Here is a 19,468-nt window from a genome sequence, read left to right on the forward strand (position 1 = left end):
CCAGTGGCATTGCCGGGTAGCTATGTGCGGACGGGATAACCGCTGAAAGCATCTAAGCGGGAAGCCCCCTTCAAGATGAGACATCCCCGAGGCCTCGAGCCTCCTGAAGGGCCCAGCGAGACCAGCTGGTTGATAGGCCGGATGTGGAAGCGCTGCAAGGCGTTGAGCTAACCGGTACTAATGGCCCGTGAGGCTTGACCATATAACACCCAAGCGGTCTGCCGATGGCGACCGACAGCCGGATACGACGAGACGATCTCGTAGACAGCTCAGCATGATTCACCGTTTTTCGCCTGACGACCATAGCGTGCGGGAACCACCTGATCCCATGCCGAACTCAGCAGTGAAACCGCTCAGCGCCGATGGTAGTGTGGGGCCTCCCCATGCGAGAGTAGGTCATCGTCAGGCACTTATTCAGAAACCCCGGCCATTGGTCGGGGTTTCGTCGTTCCGGGGGCCTCCCCATGAAGAGTCCCGGGGTGCCGGCCAAGTCATCGTCAGGCACCTATCCCGAGAAGACCCCGTGTTCGAAAGAGCACGGGGTCTTTTCATGTCCGGCACTCACCCCGTTACAAGATGTTGCAAGCCGGAGTGGAAAGGCCGTCTGCCAGCGGCTAGGGTTTTCCTGCAAGACCCCAATGGATCTGGACGTCTCAGAAGGAGATGAGCATGAAGAACACCATGATGCGCAAGTTGGGCCTGGCCCTGTTGATCGCCATGCTGGGGGCCGGCCTGGCGGCCTGCGAGGAAGAGCAGGGGCCGGCCGAAGAGGCGGGCGAGAACATCGACGAGTCCATGGAAGAGATGGGCGAAGAAATGGAAGAAGCGGGCGAGGAGATGGAGCAGGCGGCCGAGGATGCCCAGAACTGATCGCCCACTGCCGGTAACAGAAACCGAAAGCAGAAAATAGAAAAGGCCGGGCAACTTGCCCGGCCTTTCGCGTCTTGGCCTGCCACGCCGTGGGGCGTCAGGCGCCGGGATTCTGCTCGATTCCCTGCAGGTACCAGGGCGCGCCGTCGCGCAGCTGACGGGTCAGGTGCCAGGTCTCGTTGAACTCGTTCTCTTCCCCATTCTCGGCGATGATGCCGTGGAAGATCACCGTGGCCTCGGCCTCCTGGCCCACCTCGCGGATATCGCCGAGTTCGGCGAACAGCCGCACGATCTCGGTGCGATTGTTCGCCGGCTGCTGGTCACGCTCCTCACGCAGCAGGTTGTAGAGCTCCGGAGTCACGTACTCCTGGATGCCGGCGAAGTCGTTGTTGTCCCAGGCGCGCTGCAGGGTCATGAAATGCTCCTTGGCGCCGCCGAGGAAGCGTTCCCGGTCGAACCACTCTGGCTCCGAGGCGAAGGCGGCCCCGCCACCCAGCGGTGCCTGTTCGGCCTGGAAGCGCTGGGGTCCTGCGGAGGCATCCGGCTGGCCCGGGCCTCCGGCCATGGCCGGCCGGCGGCGGGCCAGCAGCTTGAAGAGCAGGAAGGCCACGCCGGCGACCAGCAGGATATCCATCAGGCGCAGTTCGTCGAAGGCCCCACCGAAGAAGAGCGCGGCGAGCAGGCCGCCAGCGAGCAGGCCGCCGAGCATGCCACCCATCCGTGAGCCGGGGCGCGCCTGGGTGGCGCGGCTGCCGGCGGCCTGGTTCTGGGTAGCCGCGGGCTGCTGCTGCACGGTACGGGACTGGCTGCCAAAGCTCTTGCCGCCACCCAGGCGGCGCGCATCGGCATGGTCCACGGCCAGGCCGAAGCCCAGCACGCCAACCACGAGCATGACGAGAAGATGACGCATCGGGGGAGTTCTCCATCGGGGAAGGGGATGAGAAAGGGTCGGAAGCGTCCATTCTAGCGGCTATGCTGGTCAGCCACGACAACTAACGCATAAAGAGAGGGGCCGCCGATGCGCCTGATGCGAGAGAACAGCCTGCTGCTGATCGTCGACCTGCAGGCCGGCCTGTTGCCGGTGATCGAACATGGCGACCAGGCGGTGACCGAGGCCGCCTGGCTAGGCGGCATGGCCGGCGAGCTCGAGGTGCCTGTGTGGGTCACCGAGCAGTATCCCGAGGGGTTGGGAGGCAGCGAGCCGCGGCTGCTCGAGGCCCTGCCGGCGCACCGCCTGTGGCACAAGGTCCACTTCGATGCCCATGCCGAGCCGGCCTTCGCCGAGGCCATGGCCGCCGGTGATCGTCGCCAGGTGGTGCTGTGCGGCACCGAGGCGCATATCTGCGTGATGCAGACCGGCCTTGGCCTGCTCCAGGCGGGTTACGAGGTCTACTGGCTGGTGGAGGCCTGCGCCAGCCGGCGGGCCGGCGAGGCGCGGTTGGCCAAGGAGCGGATGGTCCAGGCCGGTGCGGTGCCGGTGAGTGCCGACATGGTCGCCTACGAGTGGCTGCATCGCTGCGACGACGAGCGCTTCAAGCAGGCCCACCGTCGCTTCCTCCGGGGCCGCTCGGCACGCCCCCTGGTCTTTACCGGCTAGCCCCTCAGGCGGCGCCCTCGGCGCGGGTGAAGACCAGGGTGTCGCCTTCCGAGAGAGAGGCGTTGTAGGCATAGCCCGCCACGTCGAAGTTCTTGAGGCCCTCGGGGTCGTCCAGGCGCTGGCGGATCATCCAGGCGGCCATCAGGCCGCGGGCCTTCTTGGCATAGAAGCTGATGATCTTCAGCTTGCCGTTCTTCTCGTCCTTGAACACCGGGGTGATCACGCGTGCCTCGAGCCGCTTCGTGTCGATCGCCTTGAAGTACTCGTTGGAGGCCAGGTTGACCAGCACCGGGCTGCCGCTTGCCGCCACGGCGCGGTCGAGCTCCGCGGTGAGGGACTCCTTCCAGAAGGCGTAGAGGTCCTTGCCCGCGGGGTTCTCGAGCCGGGTTCCCATCTCCAGGCGATAGGGCTGGATCAGGTCCAGGGGGCGCAGCAGGCCATAGAGGCCGGAGAGGATGCGCAGGTGCTCCTGGGCGAAGGCGTTGTCGTCGTCACTGAAGGTGTCCGCCTCGAGCCCCACGTAGACGTCGCCCTGGAAGGCCTGGGCGGCGGGCTTGGCGTTCTCTGGCGTGAAGGGGGTGTGCCACTCGGCGAAGCGGGCGGCATTGAGGCCGGCCAGCTTGTCGCTGATGCCCATCAGCTCGCTGAGCCGCTGGGGCGAGTAGTCGCGCAGGATCTCGATCAGCTCGCGGCTGCTGTCGAGATGGTCCGGCTGGGTATGCAGGGCCGTGGTGGCCGGGGTCTCGAAGTCCAGCGTCTTGGCGGGCGAGATCACGCTCAGCATGGGGGCGCTCCTGTGCCTGAAGGGGGATGGCCTGATGGCGATGCAGGCCAGTATACCAAGCGGCCCGGGGGCGAGGGGCTATCGGGGTGATAGCCCCTCGCGCCGGCGTCGGCTCAGGGCGCGGGGTTGGGAATGCGCCGATGAACGGTCTCGATGGCCTCCAGCACTTCGTCATCGAGCCGCAGGGACTCGCTGGCCAGGTTGCTCTCCAGCTGCTCCATGGTGGTGGCGCCGATGATGTTGCTGGTCAGGAAGGGGCGCGAGTTGACGTAGGCCAGGGCCATCCGGGCGGGGTCCAGGCCATGGTCGCGGGCGATCTGCACGTAGGCCGCGGTCGCTTCCTCGGCCAGCGGGTTGGTGTAACGCTGGAAACGCTCGAAGAGGGTCAGCCGGGCGCCGGCGGGACGGGCACCATTCAGGTACTTGCCGGAGAGCATGCCGAAGGCCAGCGGCGAGTAGGCCAGCAGCCCCACCCGCTCGCGGTGGGCGATCTCGGCCAGCCCCACCTCGAAGCTGCGGTTGAGCAGGCTGTAGGGATTCTGGATGCTGGCGACCCGGGGCAGGCCCAGGGTGTCGGCCAGGTGCAGGGCGCGCATCACGCCCCAGGGCGTGTCGTTGGAGAGCCCGACGGCGCGCACCTTGCCGGCATCCACCAGCTCCTTGAGCGCCGACAGCGTCTCCTCCAGCGGTGTGGCGTCCTCCTCCTCGTCAGGCTCGTAGCCGAGCCTGCCGAAGAAGTTGGCCTTCCGGTCGGGCCAGTGCAGCTGGTAGAGGTCCACGTAGTCGGTCTGCAGCCGGGCGAGGCTGTCGTCGATCGCCTGGTGGAGGTGCTCCCGGGTCAGCCGCGGGCCGCCGCGGATATGCCCAAGGCCGGGACCGGTGGCCTTGGTGGCGATGATCACGTCATCCCGGCTGCCGCGCCGCTTCAGCCAGCTGCCGATATAGGCCTCGGTGCGGCCCTGGGTCTCGGCCACGGGAGGCACCGGATACATCTCGGCGGTGTCGATGAAGTCGATGCCGAAGGCCACGGCGCGGTCGAGCTGCTCGTGGGCCTGTGCCTCGCTGTTCTGCTCGCCGAAGGTCATGGTACCGAGGCACAGGCGGCTGACCTCGATGCCGGTATCGCCTAGCGGTCGCGTCTGCATCCGTCACTCCTGGCAGGACTGCTGAAGGGGTTGAGCCGGTAGGGTAGCGGGGCCCGGGCGGGGCGGCAAATCCCGGGGGTTGAGTCACTGCCGGGGCGCGCGTATGCTTGCTTCCCCATTGCCCCGGCGGAGTCCGCAGGGCCACCGTTTTCCGCAGGGAGCGATACCGGCCACAGGAGGTGGCCGGTATCGTTTCCGCACCACTGGACGCAGGGTTGTTGCCATGCCAGAGGCATCCTCACTGTTCACCCGGCTCGAGTACCGGCTTGCACAGCAGCTGTTCCATACCCGCTGGCTCCCCCGCTCGCCGCGTACCCAGCGCCTGACCATGCACCTCTTCCAGCGCTGCGCCGATGCCGGGCATCCGGCGGCGCTGTCGCAGTATGGTCATATGCTCTTCCACCGCGGCGTCAGTCCCCAGGACAAGGCCCGCGGGGCGCGCTACGTGCTCGAGGCCGCCCATGCCGGGGATGCCAAGGCCCAGTACCAGGCCGGCCAGATCCACGAGCATGGCTGCGCCCAGTATCCGAGCCGCGACGACCATGCGGTGACCTGGTACGCGCGGGCCGGCGAGGCGGGCCACCCCCTGGCGGCCACCCGCCTGGCCCGCGCCTATCGCAACGGCGAGCTGGGGCTGCCGGTGGATGTCGAGAAGGCCGGTCACTGGCAGGCCCTGGCCGACCGCCTTGCCGGGCTTGCCGGTTCGCTGGACTCTGGTTCTCTGGGCTCTGGTTCTCTGGACAAGGCCGAAGGCGAGACGCGACACTAGCTCTTCGCCTCCCCTGCCATCGGCCATCTCGACCAAGGACTCTCCCGCCCGTGACGCTACCCACACTGCTGGATATCGAGGCGTCCGGCTTCGGGCGCGGCAGCTACCCCATCGAGGTCGGCCTGGCCCGCGCCGATGGCAGTACCTGCGCCTTCCTCATCCAGCCGCTGGCCGAGTGGACGCACTGGGATCCCAAGGCCGAGCTGCTGCACGGCATCAGCCGTGGTCGGCTGCAGCGCGAGGGCTACCCGGTGCGCCAGGTGGCCCGCTGGCTCAATGACGAGCTGGGAGAGGTCGGCATCGCCTACAGCGACAGCTGGGGCTACGACAACACCTGGTTATCGCTGCTCTTCCACCATGCGGGCATGCTGCCGGCCTTCCGCCTCGAGGCCCTGCGCATCCTGCTCAGCGAGGGGCAGCAGGCCCTGTGGAGTCGCACCAAGGAAGCCATCATCCGCGAGCAGGGCATCCACCGGCACCGGGCCGGCGAGGATGCGCGCCTGCTGCAGCTCACCTACCTGCGCACCCTCGAGCTTGCCGCCGGCGCCTGAGGCCATGGCGGGTCAGCCGGCCGTGGCCAGTCGGCGCTCCAGCGCTTCCAGCAGCTCGGCGGGGTCGGTAGCATCGACCAGCTCGGCCCGGGTGCGGCCATTGAGGAAACCGTGCTCCACGGTGCTGTCCAGGAAGGCCAGCAGCGGGGCATAGAAGCCGGCGGTGTCGAGCACGCCGATGGGCTTGTCGTGCAGGCCCAGGTAGTGCCAGGTCCAGGCCTCGAAGAACTCCTCCAGGGTGCCGATGCCCCCGGGCAGCACGATGAAGGCATCGGCATGGGCCGCCATGCTGGCCTTGCGATCGTGCATGTTGCGTACCCGCACCAGCTCGGTCAGGCCGTGGTGGGCCTGCTCGCGCTCGACCAGGTGGTCGGGCATCACCCCGATCGCCTCGCCGCCGGCCGCCATCACGGCATCGGCCAGCTCCCCCATCAGGCCGACGCGGGCGCCGCCATAGACCAGGCCATGGCCGCGACGGGCCAGCTCGGTACCGAGTCGGCGCGCCGACTCGACGAATTGCGGGTCACGGCCCTCCCGGGACCCCAGATAGACGCAGAATCTCGACATGTCTTCCTCCTTGGCAAGCACTCATGCTAGCGACCACGCGGGGGAGTCGAAAGCCTGGAAACGACAGGGGCGCCGAAAAGGCGCCCCTGGGGGTGTGATGCGAGCCGGTCGGTTCAGCGCATGCCTGCGGCATCGCGCTTCATGGCCTGGCGCAGCAGCTTCACGCCCACGCCGGTGATGACGAGCATGCTGGCGATCAGTCCGAGACTGGCAATCACATGGGTATCCAGGTACATCCGGGGGTCTCCTTGGAGGTGGTCAGGGAAGGGGTTGTTGTTGGCGTCAGGGCAGGCAGTCGGCCACGCCGTAGTGCTCATCGAGCCATTGGCCGATGACGTTCTCGCCGCAGAGGTGGTGGGCATACTGGGTGTGCAGGCAGCGCACCTGGTCGCGGTTGGCGATGCCGCCGATGCCGCGCTCGGTGAGCACGTCCGCATAGCCCAGGCGGGTCACCTCGGCCTTCTGGGCCTCGCTCATGTAGGCCCAGCGGGCCGCCACGTAGGCGTCGTGGCTGCGGTGGTAGGCGGCCAGGAAGTCGGGGTCCTGCTGCAGGCGAGTCTCCAGCTGCTTGATCACCCCGGCGGCCTCGATGTGCGAGATCTCGACCTTGAGGCGCTCGGAGCAGAGCCAGTAGAGCGTCGGGAAGGGCTTGCCGTCGACGATGGGCGCCATGCGCAGCACCAGCGGGGTACCCTCGCCGTCGGTGGCAGCCAGGGCCTCGATGCCGCGGGGCGCGCGGCCGAGCTGCTCGGCGATGATGGCCAGCTGCCGCGCGTCAGGGGCCAGGTCGGTGCGGATCACCATCGTCTTCGTCCCGTACGAACTTGTTCGAGTGCCCCACGGCGAGGAAGAAGGCGCGGTTGAGCTGCTCGGGGGTGGGGACGTAGCGCCACTCCCGCTCGCAATACTCGCCGGCCCGCGCCATCAGCACGTCATGGAGGCGATTGAACGGCGCATCATAATCGTAAGGGTCGGCACCGAACAAGCGGATGTGGGGATAGTCTGCGAAGCGCGCGATGAAGTAGCGCTCCAGGTCGGCCTCGACGGCGCGATGCCGGGGCGTGTCGTCCGGGTCCAGCCAGAGGGTATAGCGAATGGCCATGGGGGCTCCCGTCGGTGGATGGCGGTCCTGTTGTGACACCGTAGGCCGGGCTTCGGCTCGGCGGCGATTCAGTGCCGTGCCAGGGCCGCGAGGCGGGCCCCGGTCAGGCGCGCCAGGTCGTCCGGCGCCAGGCAGATCTCCAGCCCGCGGCGACCGCCGCTGACGTGGAGGGTCGCGAGGCGCTCGGCGCCGGCGTCGAGGAAGGCCGGCAGGCGCTTCTTCTGGCCCAGCGGGCTGATGCCGCCGACCACGTAGCCGGTGGCACGCTCGGCATCGGCGGGGTCGGCCAGGCTGGCCTTGCGGCTCCCGGCCGCCCGCGCCAGGGCCTTGAGGTCGAGCTGGGCGGAGACCGGCAACATGGCCATCACCAGGCGGCCGTCGTCGAGCCGGGCGAGCAGGGTCTTGAACACCGCCTCGGGCGAGAGGCCCAGCGCCCGGGCGGCCTCCTCGCCGTAGGCGGGGCTGCGCGGGTCATGGTCGTACTCGGCCAGGCTGAAGGCGACGCCGGCCTTCTCGAGGACCTTCACCGCCGGGGTCATGCGTCCGCCGGCTCCGCCTGGAGGTGAGCCTCGAGGGCCTCGCGCAGCTCGCCCTCGATGGGGATGGCCTTCTTGGCCTCGTGGTCGAAGTGCACCATCACGGTATGGCCGAGGTTGGTCAGCTGGCCGTCCTGGCGCGCCTCCTGGCTCACCGTGAAGGAGCTGTTGCCGAGCCGCGAGACATAGGTGCGGATCTCGATCTCGCGGCCGTACTGCAGCTCGGCCCGGTAGTCGACCTCCATGCGCGCCATGATCAGGCGCCACTTGCGCGGGTCCAGGTCCGGCGTGAAGAGCCGGAAGAGGTCGTTGCGGGCCAGCTCGAACCAGGCCGGCAGCCGGGTGTTGTTGACGTGGCCCAGGGCATCGGTGTCGTAGAAGGCGGGCTCGATGGTGCGGGTGAACATCGGGGAGGGTCCTCGTGATCCATGTCGGCCTGACAGCTTTGCCCCGAGCAAGCGCTCGGTCAAGTCCCGGCGCGTGGTCTTGCCGCCAGGCGAGCGGCCCGCCAGGCCAGCAGGCGGGTCCAGGCCAGCAGCCAGGCGGTGGCGACGGCGAAGCCAACGAGGGTGCCGAGCACCAGCCCCAGGCTGTCATAGGTCAGCGAGACGCACAGGGCGTACCAGAGCAGCGCGCCGAGCCCCGCCGGGTAGTGCTTGATCACCGTGGCCACCGGAGCGGCGCCATGGGTCAGGTGCAGGATCACCAGGAAGGGGTACATGGTCACCGGGAAGGCAGCCATGACCCCGGCCCAGGCGGCCGGCATCACGTGTGCGAGGCCGGTGATCAGGAAGATGATCCCGGCGGCCAGGGCGGCACGCAGGCCCAGCGCCGCCCAGCTGAAGCCGCCGCGGGCGCCGGTCGCGGTTTCCGGTACCCGACGGTAGAGCCGGATGAAGAGGAAGATCGCCGCCAGGGTGGTCAGGGTGCCGGTCAGGCGGGTGAACTCCACCTGGGTCAGCAGCAGGCTCACCGCCAGCCAGGCGGCGAGCCCCCCCGCGGTGCCGGCGAGCACGCCGGCCAGGCCGTCGCGGCGGGCGCAGAGCAGGTAGCCGCCGCCCAGCGCCAGGGTGGCGGTGAAGCCGGCCAGGGTGTGCACGGCACTCTGGGTGGCGAAGGCCGGGGAGATCTCCAGGCCGATGAAGAACAGCGCAATGGCGGTGCCCAGCGGGTAGCCGGCCAGCAGGCCGGCCACGCGGGTGCTGACCCGTTCGGCGATCACCGAGAGGCCGAGCACCACGCCGATCGATACCAGCAGCTTGGCCAGCTGCCAGCTCAGGGGAACTTCCATCCTGTTTTCCTTATCCTTTCGGGTGTGTCCTGGAATGTCGGGAGGCCCGCATGGCCGGTCATGATCTCACGCCCCCGCCGCGTCCCGAGGCCTGCGAGCTGTGCGGGCGCGCCGCGCCGCTGACCCGCCACCATCTCATTCCGCGGGCCTTGCACGGCAAGGCCCGCTACCGGCGACGCTTCGACCGGGCGGAGCGGCTCACCGCCATCCTCTGGGTCTGCCATCCCTGCCACAAGCACCTCCATGCGGTGCTTGGCGAGCGAGAACTGGCCGAGCATTATCGCAGCCGGGAGGCACTGATGGCCCACCCGCAGATCCAGACCTTCGTCGCATGGCTCTCCACCAAGCCCGCCGGCTTCCGCCCCAAGAAGCGGGCGACGCGGCGGCGCTAGTCGGTCCTCAGACCAGGCGCAGCCCCTTGAGGTCGGTCCAGGCGGCCGTGAGGACGGCAGCCAGCGGTTCGCGGAGGTGCCCGGGCAGTGCCTGCTCGGCGGCGGCGAGGTCCTCGAAGTCGCGGTTGCGCAGCCAGCAGTAGGCCCAGGCGCAGGCCTCGTCGTCGCTGGCCGGCTGCGGCCGGGCCGGCATCTGCACCAGCAGGAAGGTGGCGGTGCGCGCCGCCCAGAGGGGGGGCTCCTCGCCGTCGGGACGGCTCCAATCGACGAGGGTGTCACCATCCGGGGTCTGCTCGGGGAGCCCGATTCGGGTCACCCGGGCGGTCTCGGCGAGCAGCAGCGCCAGGCGGTCGGCATCGCCCTGGCCCAGGGTCAGCCACTGGGCGACCAGGGCGGGCAGGCCGCGGCGTACCTTGGCATAGAAGCCGTCTTGGGGCATGGTCTCGTTCATCTTGTTGGCCTTCTGGGATCGGGAACTGCACATGGAATTCGATTTTGCCACGCCCGTCGAGCGCCGCCACCCGTCGGGCGGCGACTGGCCCTCGCAGAAGTGGCACCGCTACGGCGATGACGTGCTGCCGCTGTGGGTCGCCGACATGGACTTCGCCTCGCCACCTGCGGTCATCGAGGCCCTGCGGGCCCGGGTCGAGCATGGCGTCTTCGGCTATGGCCTGGTGCCCGACTCGCTGCGCGAGACACTCTGCGCCTGGAGCGCCGAGCACTATGGCTGGGCCATCGAGCCCGGCTGGCAGCTGTGGCTGCCGGGGGTGGTGCCGGCGCTGCACATGGCGAGCCTGGCGCTGACCGAGCCCGGGGACGGCGTGCTGACGGTGACGCCCATCTACCCGCCCTTCCTGCGGGTGGCCGAGCGCACCGGGCGCATGCCGCAGCAGGCGGCGATGAGCGCCCCGGCCGCGCCCGGCGAGCCCTGGCGGCTCGACCTTGCGGCGCTGGAGGCAGCCATCACCCCCGAGACCCGGCTGCTGCTCTGGTGCCATCCCCACAATCCCACCGGTCGGGTATGGACCCGCGAGGAGCTGGCGGGGCTGGTGGAACTGGTCGCGCGTCACGACCTGTATGTGGTCTCCGACGAGCTGCACTGCGACCTGCTGCTCGACGAGGGCGCCCGCCATGTGCCGCTGGCGGTCGCGTTCCCGGAGCTGGCCTCGCGCATCGTGACCCTCTGGGCGCCATCCAAGACCTTCAACCTGGCGGGGCTCACCACGGCCTGCGCGGTGATCCCCGACGCCGGCCTGCGGCGACGCTTCGCCAAGGGCATCAAGGGGCTGACCCCCGATGGCAATGTACTGGGGCTGGTCGCTGCCGAGGCCGCCCATGCCCAGGGCGAGGCATGGCGGCAGGCCCTGCTGGGCGTGCTGCGCGGCCATCGCCAGGCGCTGGTCGAGCGGGTGGCCGGCTGGCCCGGCGTGGCCATGAGTCCGCCCGAGTCCACCTACCTGGCCTGGCTGGACCTGCGCGAGGCGCGAGCGCTCGAGGGGCTGGAGGGGGCGCCGCAGCGGCTGCTCCTCGAGCGGGCCGGCGTGGCCCTCTCCGACGGCGCCGATTTCGGCTGGCCGGGCTTTGCCCGTCTCAACTTCGGCACCACGGCCACCCAGCTGGAGGCGGCCCTGGCGCGCCTGGATGCCGTGCTCGGGGGCTGAACACACGCACGGCCGCCCCGGGAGGCGGCCGTGCGAGTCGGACCCTGGCTGGCGCGTCAGTAGAGCAGGGCGAAGAGCTTGCGGCGGTAGGCGACCGTCAGCGGATGGTCGGCCCCCAGGGCATCGAAGACCTGCAGCAGGGTACGGCGGGCGGCATCGTCGCCGTAGGCGCGGTCGCGCTTCATCAGCGCCAGCAGGGCATCCAGGCCTTCCTCGTAGTGGCCGTCGGCCACCTGGCGCAGGGCGCGCTTGTAGTGGGCCTCGCTGTCGTCGCGGCCCTCCAGGGCGGCCAGCTCCTCTGCGGAGGGGGCCTGCTCGCCGAACTCGATGCTGGCGCGCACGCCGCGGGCCGGGGCGGCATCGCGCTCCTCCGGGGGGAGGTTGTCCAGCAGGGCGCGGGCCTCTTCGGCCTGGCCATCGGCCACCAGGGCGCGGGCCAGCTCCACCTGGTAGGGGTGGTGCTGGGGATACTGCTGCACCAGCTCCTGGTAGATTTGCCGGGCGGTAGCGGCATCGCCGGCGGCCAGGGCCTCGGCGGCCTGGTCCTCGGGGCTCGCCGGGGCCTCTTCCGGCGCCGGGAAGTAGCGTCCCAGCCACTCGCGCACCTGCTTCTCGGGCAGGGCGCCCTGGAAGTGGTCGACCAGGCCGCCCTGGCTGATCAGCTTGACGTCCGGCACCGAGCGCACGCCGAGCTGGCCGGCGATCTCCTGGTTCTCGTCGATGTTGAGCTTGGCGAGAATGAAGGCCCCCCGGTACTCGCGGGCCAGCTTCTCGAGGATCGGCATCAGGTTCTTGCAGGGCTCGCACCAGGGGGCCCAGCAGTCGAGCAGCACGGGCACCTGCATCGAGGTCTCGAGCAGCTGCTGGATGTTGCTGGCGTCGACGTCGATGATCATCTCGGCGTTCTGGCCGCCGGCTGACGGCGCCTCGGCATTCTCGCCGGCGGAAGTGTCGTCGGTGAGCGGCTCACCGGTGCGGGGGTCGACGATGGGCATGATCGCTAGCCTTGCGTGGGGATGAATTTGCTGTACAGATGCGGGTGATCGCCCGCGACTTCAAGGGGAGCGGCTCATGGTAGGACGAATTCTGCGTATGACCGCCGGGCTGGCGGTGATGCTCGCCCTGCTGCTGGCCGGGCCGCTGTGGATGCTGGCCACCGAGCGCGTGGAGGGTCGTGGCCACTGGTCCACGGCCGATCGTGCCCCGGCCGGCCTGGCCCCGCCCGCAGCCGAGGCCTCGGGGGCAGTGGTGCAGCTCTATGCCGCCAGGGCCTGGGGCTGGCGCGGCGCCTTCGGCGTGCATACCTGGATCGCCACTCGCGAAGCCGGAGCCAGCGCCTGGCGCATGCACCATGTGCTCAGCTGGCGCCGTCCGGCCCTGGTGTCCCGCTCGACCCCAACGCCGGACCGGGCCTGGTACGGCAGCGAACCGGTGCTGCTGGCCGACTACCGGGGCGAGGCGGCCGCGCGGCTGATTCCCGGGATCGAGGCCGCGGTGGCGGCCTACCCGGCCCCCTCGACCTACCGTGCCTGGCCGGGCCCCAACAGCAACACCTTCACCGCCTGGGTGGTCCGCGAGGTGGAGGGACTGGAGGCGGCGCTGCCGGTGACGGCGGTGGGCAAGGACTACCTGCTCGACGGCGTGCTGGCCGCGGCGCCGGGCGGGCGCGGCGTCACCGCCTCGCTGGGTGGCCTGCTGGGAGTGACCCTGGGGCGCGACGAGGGGCTCGAGGTCAGCCTGCTGGGCCTCGCGCTGGGCATCGACCCGCTCCGCCCGGCGCTCAAGCTGCCAGGCATCGGCCGGCTGGGCATGGCGCCTGCCATCAAGGGGCGAGAGGAGGGCAGCGGGGACCGCTGACTCTGGAACGACAGGGAACCGATGACCGACGGTCATACCACATGAATAAGCCGACTCCCGCAGGAATCGGCTTTTTCGGTATCTGGTCGCAGGGACCGGATTGAGCCGATGACCTTTCTGGGGTTGTGAAGAGCCGAGCCCGACGAGTTACCAGAAAGTTTTACTGTAGACATGAAAAAGGCCAGAACCGTTAGGTTCTGGCCTCTCTCAGGAATTTGGTAGCGGGGACCGGATTTGAACCGATGACCTTCGGGTTATGAGCCCGACGAGCTACCAGACTGCTCCACCCCGCATCAACGTGGAGCGTATTCTACAGGCTATTCGCCTTTGGTCAAGGATTGATTTCAAACGCTCGTCCCGGTGGCATTTTCTGGTCCATACTCCCTCTGCTGTCATCAAGGTGACAGGTCAATGAACAAGACTGGTGATGGCCGGCCTGGCGCCACGCCAGAAAGATGTCATGCATATCAGGGAGGTAGTCAATGACAACACAAGCACCCGTCGCCTGGGTCACCGGTGGTACCGGGGGTATCGGCAGCGCCATCTGCCGCACGCTGGCCTCAGCGGGCTACACGGTGGTTGCGGGATACCACAACCCGGAGAAGGCCAAGGCCTGGCTGGAGACCCAGAAGGCCGAGGGTTTCGACAACATCGACATCGCCGGGATCGACCTGGTCGACTTTGATGCCTGCGTGAAAGGGGTCAAGGAGATCGAGGAGAAGCACGGTCCCATCAGCGTGCTGGTCAACTGCGCCGGGATCACCCGCGACGGCACCATGAAGAAGATGACGCCGGACCAGTGGCACGAGGTCATCGACACCAACCTCAACAGCGTCTTCAACACCTGCCGCAGCGTGATCGAGAGCATGCTCGAGAAGGGCTATGGTCGGATCATCAACATCTCGTCCATCAATGGCCGCAAGGGCCAGTTTGGCCAGGTCAACTACGCCGCGGCCAAGGCGGGCATGCATGGCCTGACCATGTCGCTGGCCCAGGAGACCGCCACCAAGGGCATCACCGTGAACACGGTGTCACCCGGCTACATCGCCACCGACATGATCATGAACATTCCCGAGAAGGTCCGTGAGGCCATCCGCGAGACCATCCCGGTCAAGCGCTACGGGACGCCCGAGGAGATCGGTCGCCTGGTGACCTTCCTCGCCGACCAGGAGTCGGGCTTCATCACCGGCGCCAACATCGACATCAACGGCGGGCAGTTCATGGGCTGATCGCCCGACCGTCGCACGCTCCCCTGTCGCCGGTGACCCCGGCGGCAGCCCCACAGCGCGAGGCATCCGCCTCGCGCTGTCGCGTCTGTGGGCGGCGTTCCCGATCAGGGCGGTGGCAGCTCGGCCAGGCTCTCGAGCATGCGGTCGAGTTCGCCCACCTCGCGCTCCCAGAGCCCCTCGGGCATCGGGCCGGTGGCCAGCAGGTCGGCGAGTATCTGATGGAGCTCCTCGGCGCGGGAGGTCTGCTGGCTCAGGCTGTCGTTGAGGCGCTCGACCTGGATCGCCAGGCGCAGCGGGTCGTCCCGCTGGTTGACGCGACCGCCGGCCAGCAGTGACAGGTGGGCCCGCAGGCGTGCCAGTCGCTCCTCCACCGCATCGTCCGCGCCGGTCCGACGGGCGGCATTGCGACATTCGTGGGCGTCCCGCAGTGAGCTCGGCAGCGCCAGGCCATCCGGCAGGGGAACCGTCTCGACGGGACCACCCGCCAGGCGCCGGGCATCCGCCTGCAGGTGGGCATTGAGCAGGGGGCGGATGGCCTGCCAGCGCTCGGCTTCCTCGGCCAGCGACAGGCGGGCCAGGCGCTCGCGGCGGGCGCGCACGATGCCGGTCCAGCGGCGGCGCATGCCCTCGCTGCGCCGTCCCGAGGGCAGGGGCTCAAGTGCCGTGGCCTCGCGCACCGCCTCGTCCAGCACGCTAACCTCGCGGCTGTGCGCCGGGTGCCAGCTGTCAAGCCGGTCGATCAGCGCCTGCATGGCATCCAGACGGGCCTGGTTGCGCTGGGCCTGGTCATCCCGGGCGGCATCACGGCTGGCGAAGATGTCGTCGCACAGCGAGCGGAACTCCCGCCACAGCGCCTGCTCCTCGCCCTTGGGTGCGCGCCCCAGCTCACGCCAGCGACGCTGCAGCGCCTTGGCCTGCTCGGCCCGCCTGGCCGCGGGCATCTCCCGGGCCAGCAGTTCGCGGGTCTGCTCGATGAGGTCGCGCTTGGCCTCGGCGATCTCCCGGGCGCGCCGGTCGATCAGCGCCTGGAGGTCGTGACGGATGCGCCCGAAGCGTCGTCCGATGGGCTCGGCCTGCTCCCGGGGTACCGGGGCGAAGCGGCGCCACTGCTCTCTCGAGCGGTCGCGGATCTCGCGCAGCGCATCGGGGTCGGCCTCGTGGGCAGGCTGCTCGAGCAGTGTCTCGAGCTGCTCGCACAGTGCCTCGCGGCCCGCCAGATTGCGCTGGCGTTCGGCCTGCTGGCGCTCCCGCCAGGGGGCCAGGCGCTCGTGGATACGGTCGGAGGCGGCCCGGAAGCGGGCGGACTGCTCGCGGTTGGCGGCGGCATCGCCCAGGGCCTTCCACTCCCTGACCAGCTGGCGATGGTGTCGGTCGAGGGCCTGGTCGCTGGCGCTCTCCTCCTCGGCCAGCGCCTCGATGGCGAGACAAAGCTGGTCACGCTTGGGCCCGGCGACAAAGCCGCGCCAGTCGCGCAGTTCGGCGAGTCGTGCCGCGAGGCGCTTGAGTCGCGCCTGGTACGGCTCGAGCGTTGCCTGGGGCAGCCGCTCGGCCTGCTGGCGCAGGCGCTGGTGCAGTCGGCTGGCGCCCTTGAAGGCGCCGCTCTCCAGCAGGCGCTCGAGCTGGTCGAGCTCCTCGACGAAGCGTGACAGTCGGGCCTCCAGATCGGCGTCTTCCCGGGCAGGCTCGGCGGCCAGGCGCTGCCGGGCTCGCTCAAGCAGCGGCGCCGGGGCCAGTCCCGATGGCCAGCCGCAGGCCTCCACCAGCGCCTCGAGGCGTTGGTCATCGCCGTCGGCCAGGGCCTGCTCGATCGCCTCGGCACGCTCGTCCAGGCGGACGCGCGCCTGGACGATGCCCTCATAGGCGGCCAGGGCCCGGTCATAGCGGTCACGCAGTGCCTCGTCGGCCAGGTGCTGGTCGGAGAGGCCCTGCCAGCGGGTGGCCAGCAGGCGCTTCTGGGCGCGCAGGCTGGCAATGTCCTGGTCGGTCAGCCGGTCGCCCTGCTGCAGGCCCTCGAGGCTCTCCTCCAGGGCCTCGACCAGGGCCTCCCGGGTCTGGTCGGCACTCTCGCGCTGGCGATGGTCGGCATCCCGTGCATGCTCCTGGGCCTCGTGGTCGCCGATGACCTTGCGGCAGCGCAGGCAGGCATCCTGATAGCGCCGCTCCTGTCGGGCGTCCGGCAGGTCCTCGAGCTTGGCCCATTCGCGCATCAGATGGCGGAAGCGACCGGCATAGAGCGGTTCCCAGGGGCTGCCGCCGTGCTGCTCGAGGGTCTCGAGCAGGGTTTCGCGGCGCTCCCGGGCGGCTGCCAGGGAGGCGGCGTCGGCCCGCATCCGGTTGAGGCGTTCACGCGCCTTGCGGGCCACCTGGCGGTCGCGGCGGGCCTCGTGGGCCAGGCGGGAGAGGCCCGCCTCGCTCTCCACCCGGGCGGCGGCGGCATGACGCACGGCGGCGATGCCGTTGTCGCAGGCTTGGCGGATCAGATCCTCTTCCGCCTCGAGGCGGGCCAGGGCGGCGAGGCGCAGCTGCTGGTTGTCGCCCTGCAGGGCCAGCTCGTTGAGCAGGCCAGGGTCCTCGAGCCGCTCCACCAGGGCGATGCGTGTCGGCAGGTCATGCGCACCGCGGCGCCCGGCGAGCAGGGCCACCAGGTGGCGTCGCAGCTCCGGGGAGGCGTCACCCTCCATGCACAGGGCGATCAGGCGCTCGGGATCCTCCAGGCGGGCCAGGGCCGCCTCGCGCACCGCGGGCTCGGGGTCGAGGGCGAGCCGCTCGAGGGCATGGCGCTGGTCATCGCGGGACGGGTCGAGGCGGACGACGGCCTGGCGGCGGACCTCGGGGTCCGGGTGTTTCCAGCGCGGGGCGAACAGGCGACGAAGGAGTCCTGGCATGGGGCATCCTGGCAAAAGGGAGTGCGCCCCGACGGGGCGCGGGTAAGGTCGTTATTGTTGGCGGCAGCGGTGCGGTGCCTGGGTCGAGAGTATCTAAGCACGTGCCGAGGTTGCAGAAAAGGCCAGCCGACCGGGAGGTGTGGCCATCCGGAGACACTGACAACGGCTGCCCCTTGACCGTATGATCGGTTGCAGGGTCGCAGCCACTCGCTTAGCTTTGTGGCTGTACCCCGATCATCACCCGACGTGGAGTTCGGCAATGAGTCTCAAAGTGGACAGGGACAGCATGGCATTCACCTTCAAGGGGGGGATGCTGCCGATGACGGTCATGGAGCTGACCAGCGCCGATCCCGAGCGCATTCGCGAGCAGCTCGCGGGCAAGCTCAGCCAGTCGCCGGCCTTCTTCCAGCATACCCCCGTCGTTCTCAACGTCGAGAAGCTCGATGAACCCCACCTGGCCCTGGAGCGCATCTGCGCGGTGTGCCGGGCCCACAAGCTGCTCCCGGTGGCGGTGCGCGGTGGCCCGGACCCGGTCAAGCAGTCGGCCTGGGCCCTGGGGCTGGGCTGGTTCCCGCCCCAGGAGGCCTCCCGCCCGCGCCCCCTGGAGAGCGTCGCCGCTGACGGCGACGCCGAGGCCGAACTGGAAGAGCCGCTCGAGCCGGCGGGAGAGGCCGTGTCTTCCGATGCGCTGGCCGGCACCACGGCGGGCGGTCGCATCTACCGCGGCACGGTACGCTCCGGGCAGCAGGTGACGGCGCCCGAGGGCGACCTGGTGGTGGTGGGGGCAGTCAATGCCGGCGCCGAGGTGCTCGCCGCCGGCAGCGTGCATGTCTACGGGGCCCTGCGCGGGCGTGCCCTGGCCGGTATCCATGGTGATTCCCAGGCCGGCATCTTCTGCCGCGAGCTGCATGCCGAGCTGCTCTCGGTGGCCGGTAACTACAAGCGCCTCGAGGACATCGACCCGCGCCTGCTGGGTACCACCGTCCAGGTCCGGCTGAGCGATGACCAGCTCGGCATCACGCCGCTGGCCTGATGCCGGCGACCGGCGTGGCAGCCGCGCTGGCACCACCATTCCCTTTCATCATCACAAGACAGGATGCGACACTTGGCCAAGATCATCGTTGTGACCTCCGGCAAGGGTGGGGTCGGCAAGACAACCAGCGCAGCCGCCATCGCCACAGGGCTGGCGCTGCGTGGCAAGAAGACCGTGGTCATCGACTTCGATGTGGGGCTGCGGAACCTCGACCTGATCATGGGTTGCGAGCGCCGCGTGGTCTATGACCTGGTCAACGTGATCCAGGGCGAGGCGGGGCTGAACCAGGCGCTGATCCGCGACAAGCGGGTCGACAACCTGCACATCCTGCCGGCCTCCCAGACCCGCGACAAGGATGCCCTGACCCAGGAGGGCGTCGAGAAGGTGCTCGATACCCTGAGCAAGGACTTCGACTTCATCATCTGCGACTCCCCGGCGGGCATCGAGCGCGGCGCCCAGCTGGCCATGTACTACGCCGACGCGGCGATCGTGGTCACCAATCCCGAGGTCTCCTCGGTGCGTGACTCCGACCGTATCCTCGGCCTGCTGGCCTCCAAGACCCGGCGCGCCGAGCGCGGCGAGGACCCGATCCAGGAGCACCTGCTGATCACTCGCTACAACCCGGGCCGGGTCGACCTGGGGGACATGCTCAACCTGGAGGACATCCGCGAGATCCTGGCCATCGACCTGCTCGGCCTGATCCCGGAGTCGGAGGCGGTGCTGCGGGCGTCCAACCAGGGGGTGCCGGTCACCCACGATGACAACAGCGATGCCGGCCAGGCCTATGCCGATACCGTGGCGCGCCTGCTGGGCGAGGAGGTGCCCTTGCGCTTCCACGAGTACCAGAAGAAGAGCCTGTTGAGCCGCATGTTTGGAGGAGTCCGCCGGTGAAGTTGCTCGATTTCCTGAAGCGAGAGCGCAAGAAGTCCGCGTCGGTCGCCAAGGAGCGGCTGCAGATCATCGTGGCCCATCAGCGCACCCAGCGGGGGCAGCCGGACTACATGCCGCTGCTGGAGAAGGAGCTGCTGGAGGTGATCCGCCGCTACGTGCAGATCGACGACGATGCGGTGAACATCACCCTCGACAGCGAGGACAACTGCTCGGTGCTGGAGCTCAACGTGACCCTGCCCAAGGCCTGAGCGCGGTCCCTGAGCGTCTCCCGGGTGACGGCCCGTCGGCTGAGTCGTCCGCGGGGCTGT

24 protein-coding genes, 1 tRNA gene and 2 rRNA genes are annotated in these 19,468 nt (G+C 69.3%); 13 read left to right on the plus strand and 14 right to left on the minus strand.

Annotation, left to right across the window (positions count from 1 at the left end; all coding sequences use genetic code 11):
* From DFP85_RS16355 to DFP85_RS16365, 3 genes are all read left to right on the plus strand, one after another.
* Positions 1 to 202, plus strand: a 23S ribosomal RNA gene (locus DFP85_RS16355); the annotation flags it as partial.
* A gap of 90 nt (positions 203 to 292) precedes the next feature.
* A 5S ribosomal RNA gene (gene rrf / locus DFP85_RS16360) occupies positions 293 to 408 on the plus strand.
* Positions 409 to 669: 261 nt separating this feature from the next.
* On the plus strand, positions 670 to 870 hold the full coding sequence (locus DFP85_RS16365; RefSeq protein ID WP_133637505.1) for a hypothetical protein: 201 nt from the start codon (positions 670 to 672) through the stop codon (positions 868 to 870).
* A gap of 97 nt (positions 871 to 967) precedes the next feature.
* Here the strand turns inward: DFP85_RS16365 and DFP85_RS16370 are convergent, their stop codons facing one another.
* Complete coding sequence (locus tag DFP85_RS16370; protein WP_133637506.1) at positions 968 to 1,780, minus strand: Tim44 domain-containing protein; 813 nt, start codon at positions 1,778 to 1,780, stop codon at positions 968 to 970.
* 108 nt (positions 1,781 to 1,888) lie between these two features.
* Here DFP85_RS16370 and DFP85_RS16375 point away from each other — a divergent pair, with 108 nt between their 5' ends.
* The gene (locus DFP85_RS16375) at positions 1,889 to 2,467 is read left to right on the plus strand and encodes an isochorismatase family protein (protein WP_133637507.1); all 579 of its coding nucleotides are present in this window, start codon (positions 1,889 to 1,891) and stop codon (positions 2,465 to 2,467) included.
* A 4-nt stretch (positions 2,468 to 2,471) separates the two neighbouring features.
* Here the strand turns inward: DFP85_RS16375 and yaaA are convergent, their stop codons facing one another.
* Together yaaA and DFP85_RS16385 are read right to left on the minus strand one after the other, a co-directional pair.
* Positions 2,472 to 3,251 (minus strand): peroxide stress protein YaaA, encoded by a 780-nt coding sequence (gene yaaA / locus DFP85_RS16380; RefSeq protein ID WP_133637508.1) that lies wholly within the window; start codon positions 3,249 to 3,251, stop codon positions 2,472 to 2,474.
* Positions 3,252 to 3,364: 113 nt separating this feature from the next.
* Entirely contained in the window at positions 3,365 to 4,396 is a 1,032-nt protein-coding gene (locus tag DFP85_RS16385) for an NADP(H)-dependent aldo-keto reductase (RefSeq protein ID WP_133637509.1), read from the minus strand.
* Positions 4,397 to 4,619: 223 nt separating this feature from the next.
* Here DFP85_RS16385 and DFP85_RS16390 point away from each other — a divergent pair, with 223 nt between their 5' ends.
* Both DFP85_RS16390 and DFP85_RS16395 read left to right on the plus strand, forming a co-directional pair.
* Positions 4,620 to 5,165 (plus strand): tetratricopeptide repeat protein, encoded by a 546-nt coding sequence (locus tag DFP85_RS16390; protein ID WP_133637510.1) that lies wholly within the window; start codon positions 4,620 to 4,622, stop codon positions 5,163 to 5,165.
* Between the two features lie 50 nt (positions 5,166 to 5,215).
* Positions 5,216 to 5,716 (plus strand): hypothetical protein, encoded by a 501-nt coding sequence (locus tag DFP85_RS16395; RefSeq protein WP_133637511.1) that lies wholly within the window; start codon positions 5,216 to 5,218, stop codon positions 5,714 to 5,716.
* Positions 5,717 to 5,728: 12 nt separating this feature from the next.
* Here DFP85_RS16395 and DFP85_RS16400 read toward each other — a convergent pair whose 3' ends face one another.
* The 7 genes from DFP85_RS16400 to DFP85_RS16425 all read right to left on the minus strand — a co-directional run bounded on the left by DFP85_RS16400 (position 5,729) and on the right by DFP85_RS16425 (position 9,212).
* Positions 5,729 to 6,283 carry an LOG family protein gene (locus tag DFP85_RS16400; protein WP_133637512.1) on the minus strand — a complete coding sequence of 185 codons (555 nt, stop codon included), beginning with the start codon at positions 6,281 to 6,283 and terminating at the stop codon, positions 5,729 to 5,731.
* 113 nt (positions 6,284 to 6,396) lie between these two features.
* Positions 6,397 to 6,519, minus strand: a complete 123-nt coding sequence (locus DFP85_RS19240; protein ID WP_278031952.1) for a hypothetical protein — start codon at positions 6,517 to 6,519, stop codon at positions 6,397 to 6,399.
* Between the two features lie 46 nt (positions 6,520 to 6,565).
* Positions 6,566 to 7,087, minus strand: a complete 522-nt coding sequence (locus DFP85_RS16405; RefSeq protein WP_133637513.1) for a DUF501 domain-containing protein — start codon at positions 7,085 to 7,087, stop codon at positions 6,566 to 6,568.
* Positions 7,059 to 7,385, minus strand: coding sequence for a hypothetical protein (locus DFP85_RS16410; RefSeq protein ID WP_133637514.1), 327 nt, complete (start codon positions 7,383 to 7,385; stop codon positions 7,059 to 7,061). The genes DFP85_RS16405 and DFP85_RS16410 overlap by 29 nt, the downstream gene beginning before the upstream one ends.
* Before the next feature lie 68 nt (positions 7,386 to 7,453).
* Complete coding sequence (ybaK, locus tag DFP85_RS16415) at positions 7,454 to 7,924, minus strand: Cys-tRNA(Pro) deacylase (protein ID WP_133637515.1); 471 nt, start codon at positions 7,922 to 7,924, stop codon at positions 7,454 to 7,456.
* The gene (locus DFP85_RS16420; protein WP_106231338.1) at positions 7,921 to 8,328 is read right to left on the minus strand and encodes an acyl-CoA thioesterase; all 408 of its coding nucleotides are present in this window, start codon (positions 8,326 to 8,328) and stop codon (positions 7,921 to 7,923) included. Before DFP85_RS16420 ends, ybaK begins: the two co-directional genes overlap by 4 nt.
* A gap of 59 nt (positions 8,329 to 8,387) precedes the next feature.
* Complete coding sequence (locus DFP85_RS16425) at positions 8,388 to 9,212, minus strand: hypothetical protein (RefSeq protein ID WP_133637516.1); 825 nt, start codon at positions 9,210 to 9,212, stop codon at positions 8,388 to 8,390.
* Positions 9,213 to 9,262: 50 nt separating this feature from the next.
* Between DFP85_RS16425 and DFP85_RS16430 the strand changes: the two genes are divergently transcribed.
* Entirely contained in the window at positions 9,263 to 9,604 is a 342-nt protein-coding gene (locus tag DFP85_RS16430) for a hypothetical protein (protein WP_133637517.1), read from the plus strand.
* 7 nt (positions 9,605 to 9,611) lie between these two features.
* On the opposite strand, the gene DFP85_RS16435 is transcribed toward DFP85_RS16430, so the two are convergent.
* Positions 9,612 to 10,043: a hypothetical protein gene (locus tag DFP85_RS16435; RefSeq protein WP_133637564.1), complete on the minus strand. Its 432-nt coding sequence runs from the start codon at positions 10,041 to 10,043 to the stop codon at positions 9,612 to 9,614.
* Between the two features lie 43 nt (positions 10,044 to 10,086).
* Here DFP85_RS16435 and DFP85_RS16440 point away from each other — a divergent pair, with 43 nt between their 5' ends.
* Entirely contained in the window at positions 10,087 to 11,265 is a 1,179-nt protein-coding gene (locus DFP85_RS16440) for a MalY/PatB family protein (protein WP_133637518.1), read from the plus strand.
* A gap of 56 nt (positions 11,266 to 11,321) precedes the next feature.
* Here DFP85_RS16440 and DFP85_RS16445 read toward each other — a convergent pair whose 3' ends face one another.
* Positions 11,322 to 12,260 (minus strand): tetratricopeptide repeat protein, encoded by a 939-nt coding sequence (locus DFP85_RS16445; protein ID WP_133637519.1) that lies wholly within the window; start codon positions 12,258 to 12,260, stop codon positions 11,322 to 11,324.
* 76 nt (positions 12,261 to 12,336) lie between these two features.
* Between DFP85_RS16445 and DFP85_RS16450 the strand changes: the two genes are divergently transcribed.
* The gene (locus DFP85_RS16450; RefSeq protein ID WP_243737329.1) at positions 12,337 to 13,122 is read left to right on the plus strand and encodes a DUF3750 domain-containing protein; all 786 of its coding nucleotides are present in this window, start codon (positions 12,337 to 12,339) and stop codon (positions 13,120 to 13,122) included.
* A 216-nt stretch (positions 13,123 to 13,338) separates the two neighbouring features.
* On the opposite strand, the gene DFP85_RS16455 is transcribed toward DFP85_RS16450, so the two are convergent.
* Positions 13,339 to 13,415, minus strand: a tRNA-Met gene (locus DFP85_RS16455).
* A 189-nt stretch (positions 13,416 to 13,604) separates the two neighbouring features.
* On the opposite strand from DFP85_RS16455, the gene phbB reads away from it, so the two are divergent.
* On the plus strand, positions 13,605 to 14,351 hold the full coding sequence (gene phbB, locus DFP85_RS16460) for an acetoacetyl-CoA reductase (RefSeq protein ID WP_133637520.1): 747 nt from the start codon (positions 13,605 to 13,607) through the stop codon (positions 14,349 to 14,351).
* A gap of 104 nt (positions 14,352 to 14,455) precedes the next feature.
* On the opposite strand, the gene DFP85_RS16465 is transcribed toward phbB, so the two are convergent.
* Positions 14,456 to 17,236: a DUF349 domain-containing protein gene (locus DFP85_RS16465; protein WP_133637521.1), complete on the minus strand. Its 2,781-nt coding sequence runs from the start codon at positions 17,234 to 17,236 to the stop codon at positions 14,456 to 14,458.
* Positions 17,237 to 17,495: 259 nt separating this feature from the next.
* Between DFP85_RS16465 and minC the strand changes: the two genes are divergently transcribed.
* The 3 genes from minC to minE all read left to right on the plus strand — a co-directional run bounded on the left by minC (position 17,496) and on the right by minE (position 19,408).
* Complete coding sequence (gene minC, locus DFP85_RS16470) at positions 17,496 to 18,269, plus strand: septum site-determining protein MinC (protein ID WP_133637522.1); 774 nt, start codon at positions 17,496 to 17,498, stop codon at positions 18,267 to 18,269.
* A 72-nt stretch (positions 18,270 to 18,341) separates the two neighbouring features.
* Positions 18,342 to 19,160 (plus strand): septum site-determining protein MinD, encoded by an 819-nt coding sequence (minD, locus tag DFP85_RS16475; protein WP_106231346.1) that lies wholly within the window; start codon positions 18,342 to 18,344, stop codon positions 19,158 to 19,160.
* On the plus strand, positions 19,157 to 19,408 hold the full coding sequence (minE, locus tag DFP85_RS16480; protein WP_071944062.1) for a cell division topological specificity factor MinE: 252 nt from the start codon (positions 19,157 to 19,159) through the stop codon (positions 19,406 to 19,408). The genes minD and minE overlap by 4 nt, the downstream gene beginning before the upstream one ends.
* Positions 19,409 to 19,468: the final 60 nt, after the last annotated feature.

Origin of the sequence: Halomonas ventosae, assembly GCF_004363555.1 — a bacterium.
Taxonomy (GTDB): Bacteria; Pseudomonadota; Gammaproteobacteria; order Pseudomonadales; family Halomonadaceae; genus Halomonas; species Halomonas ventosae.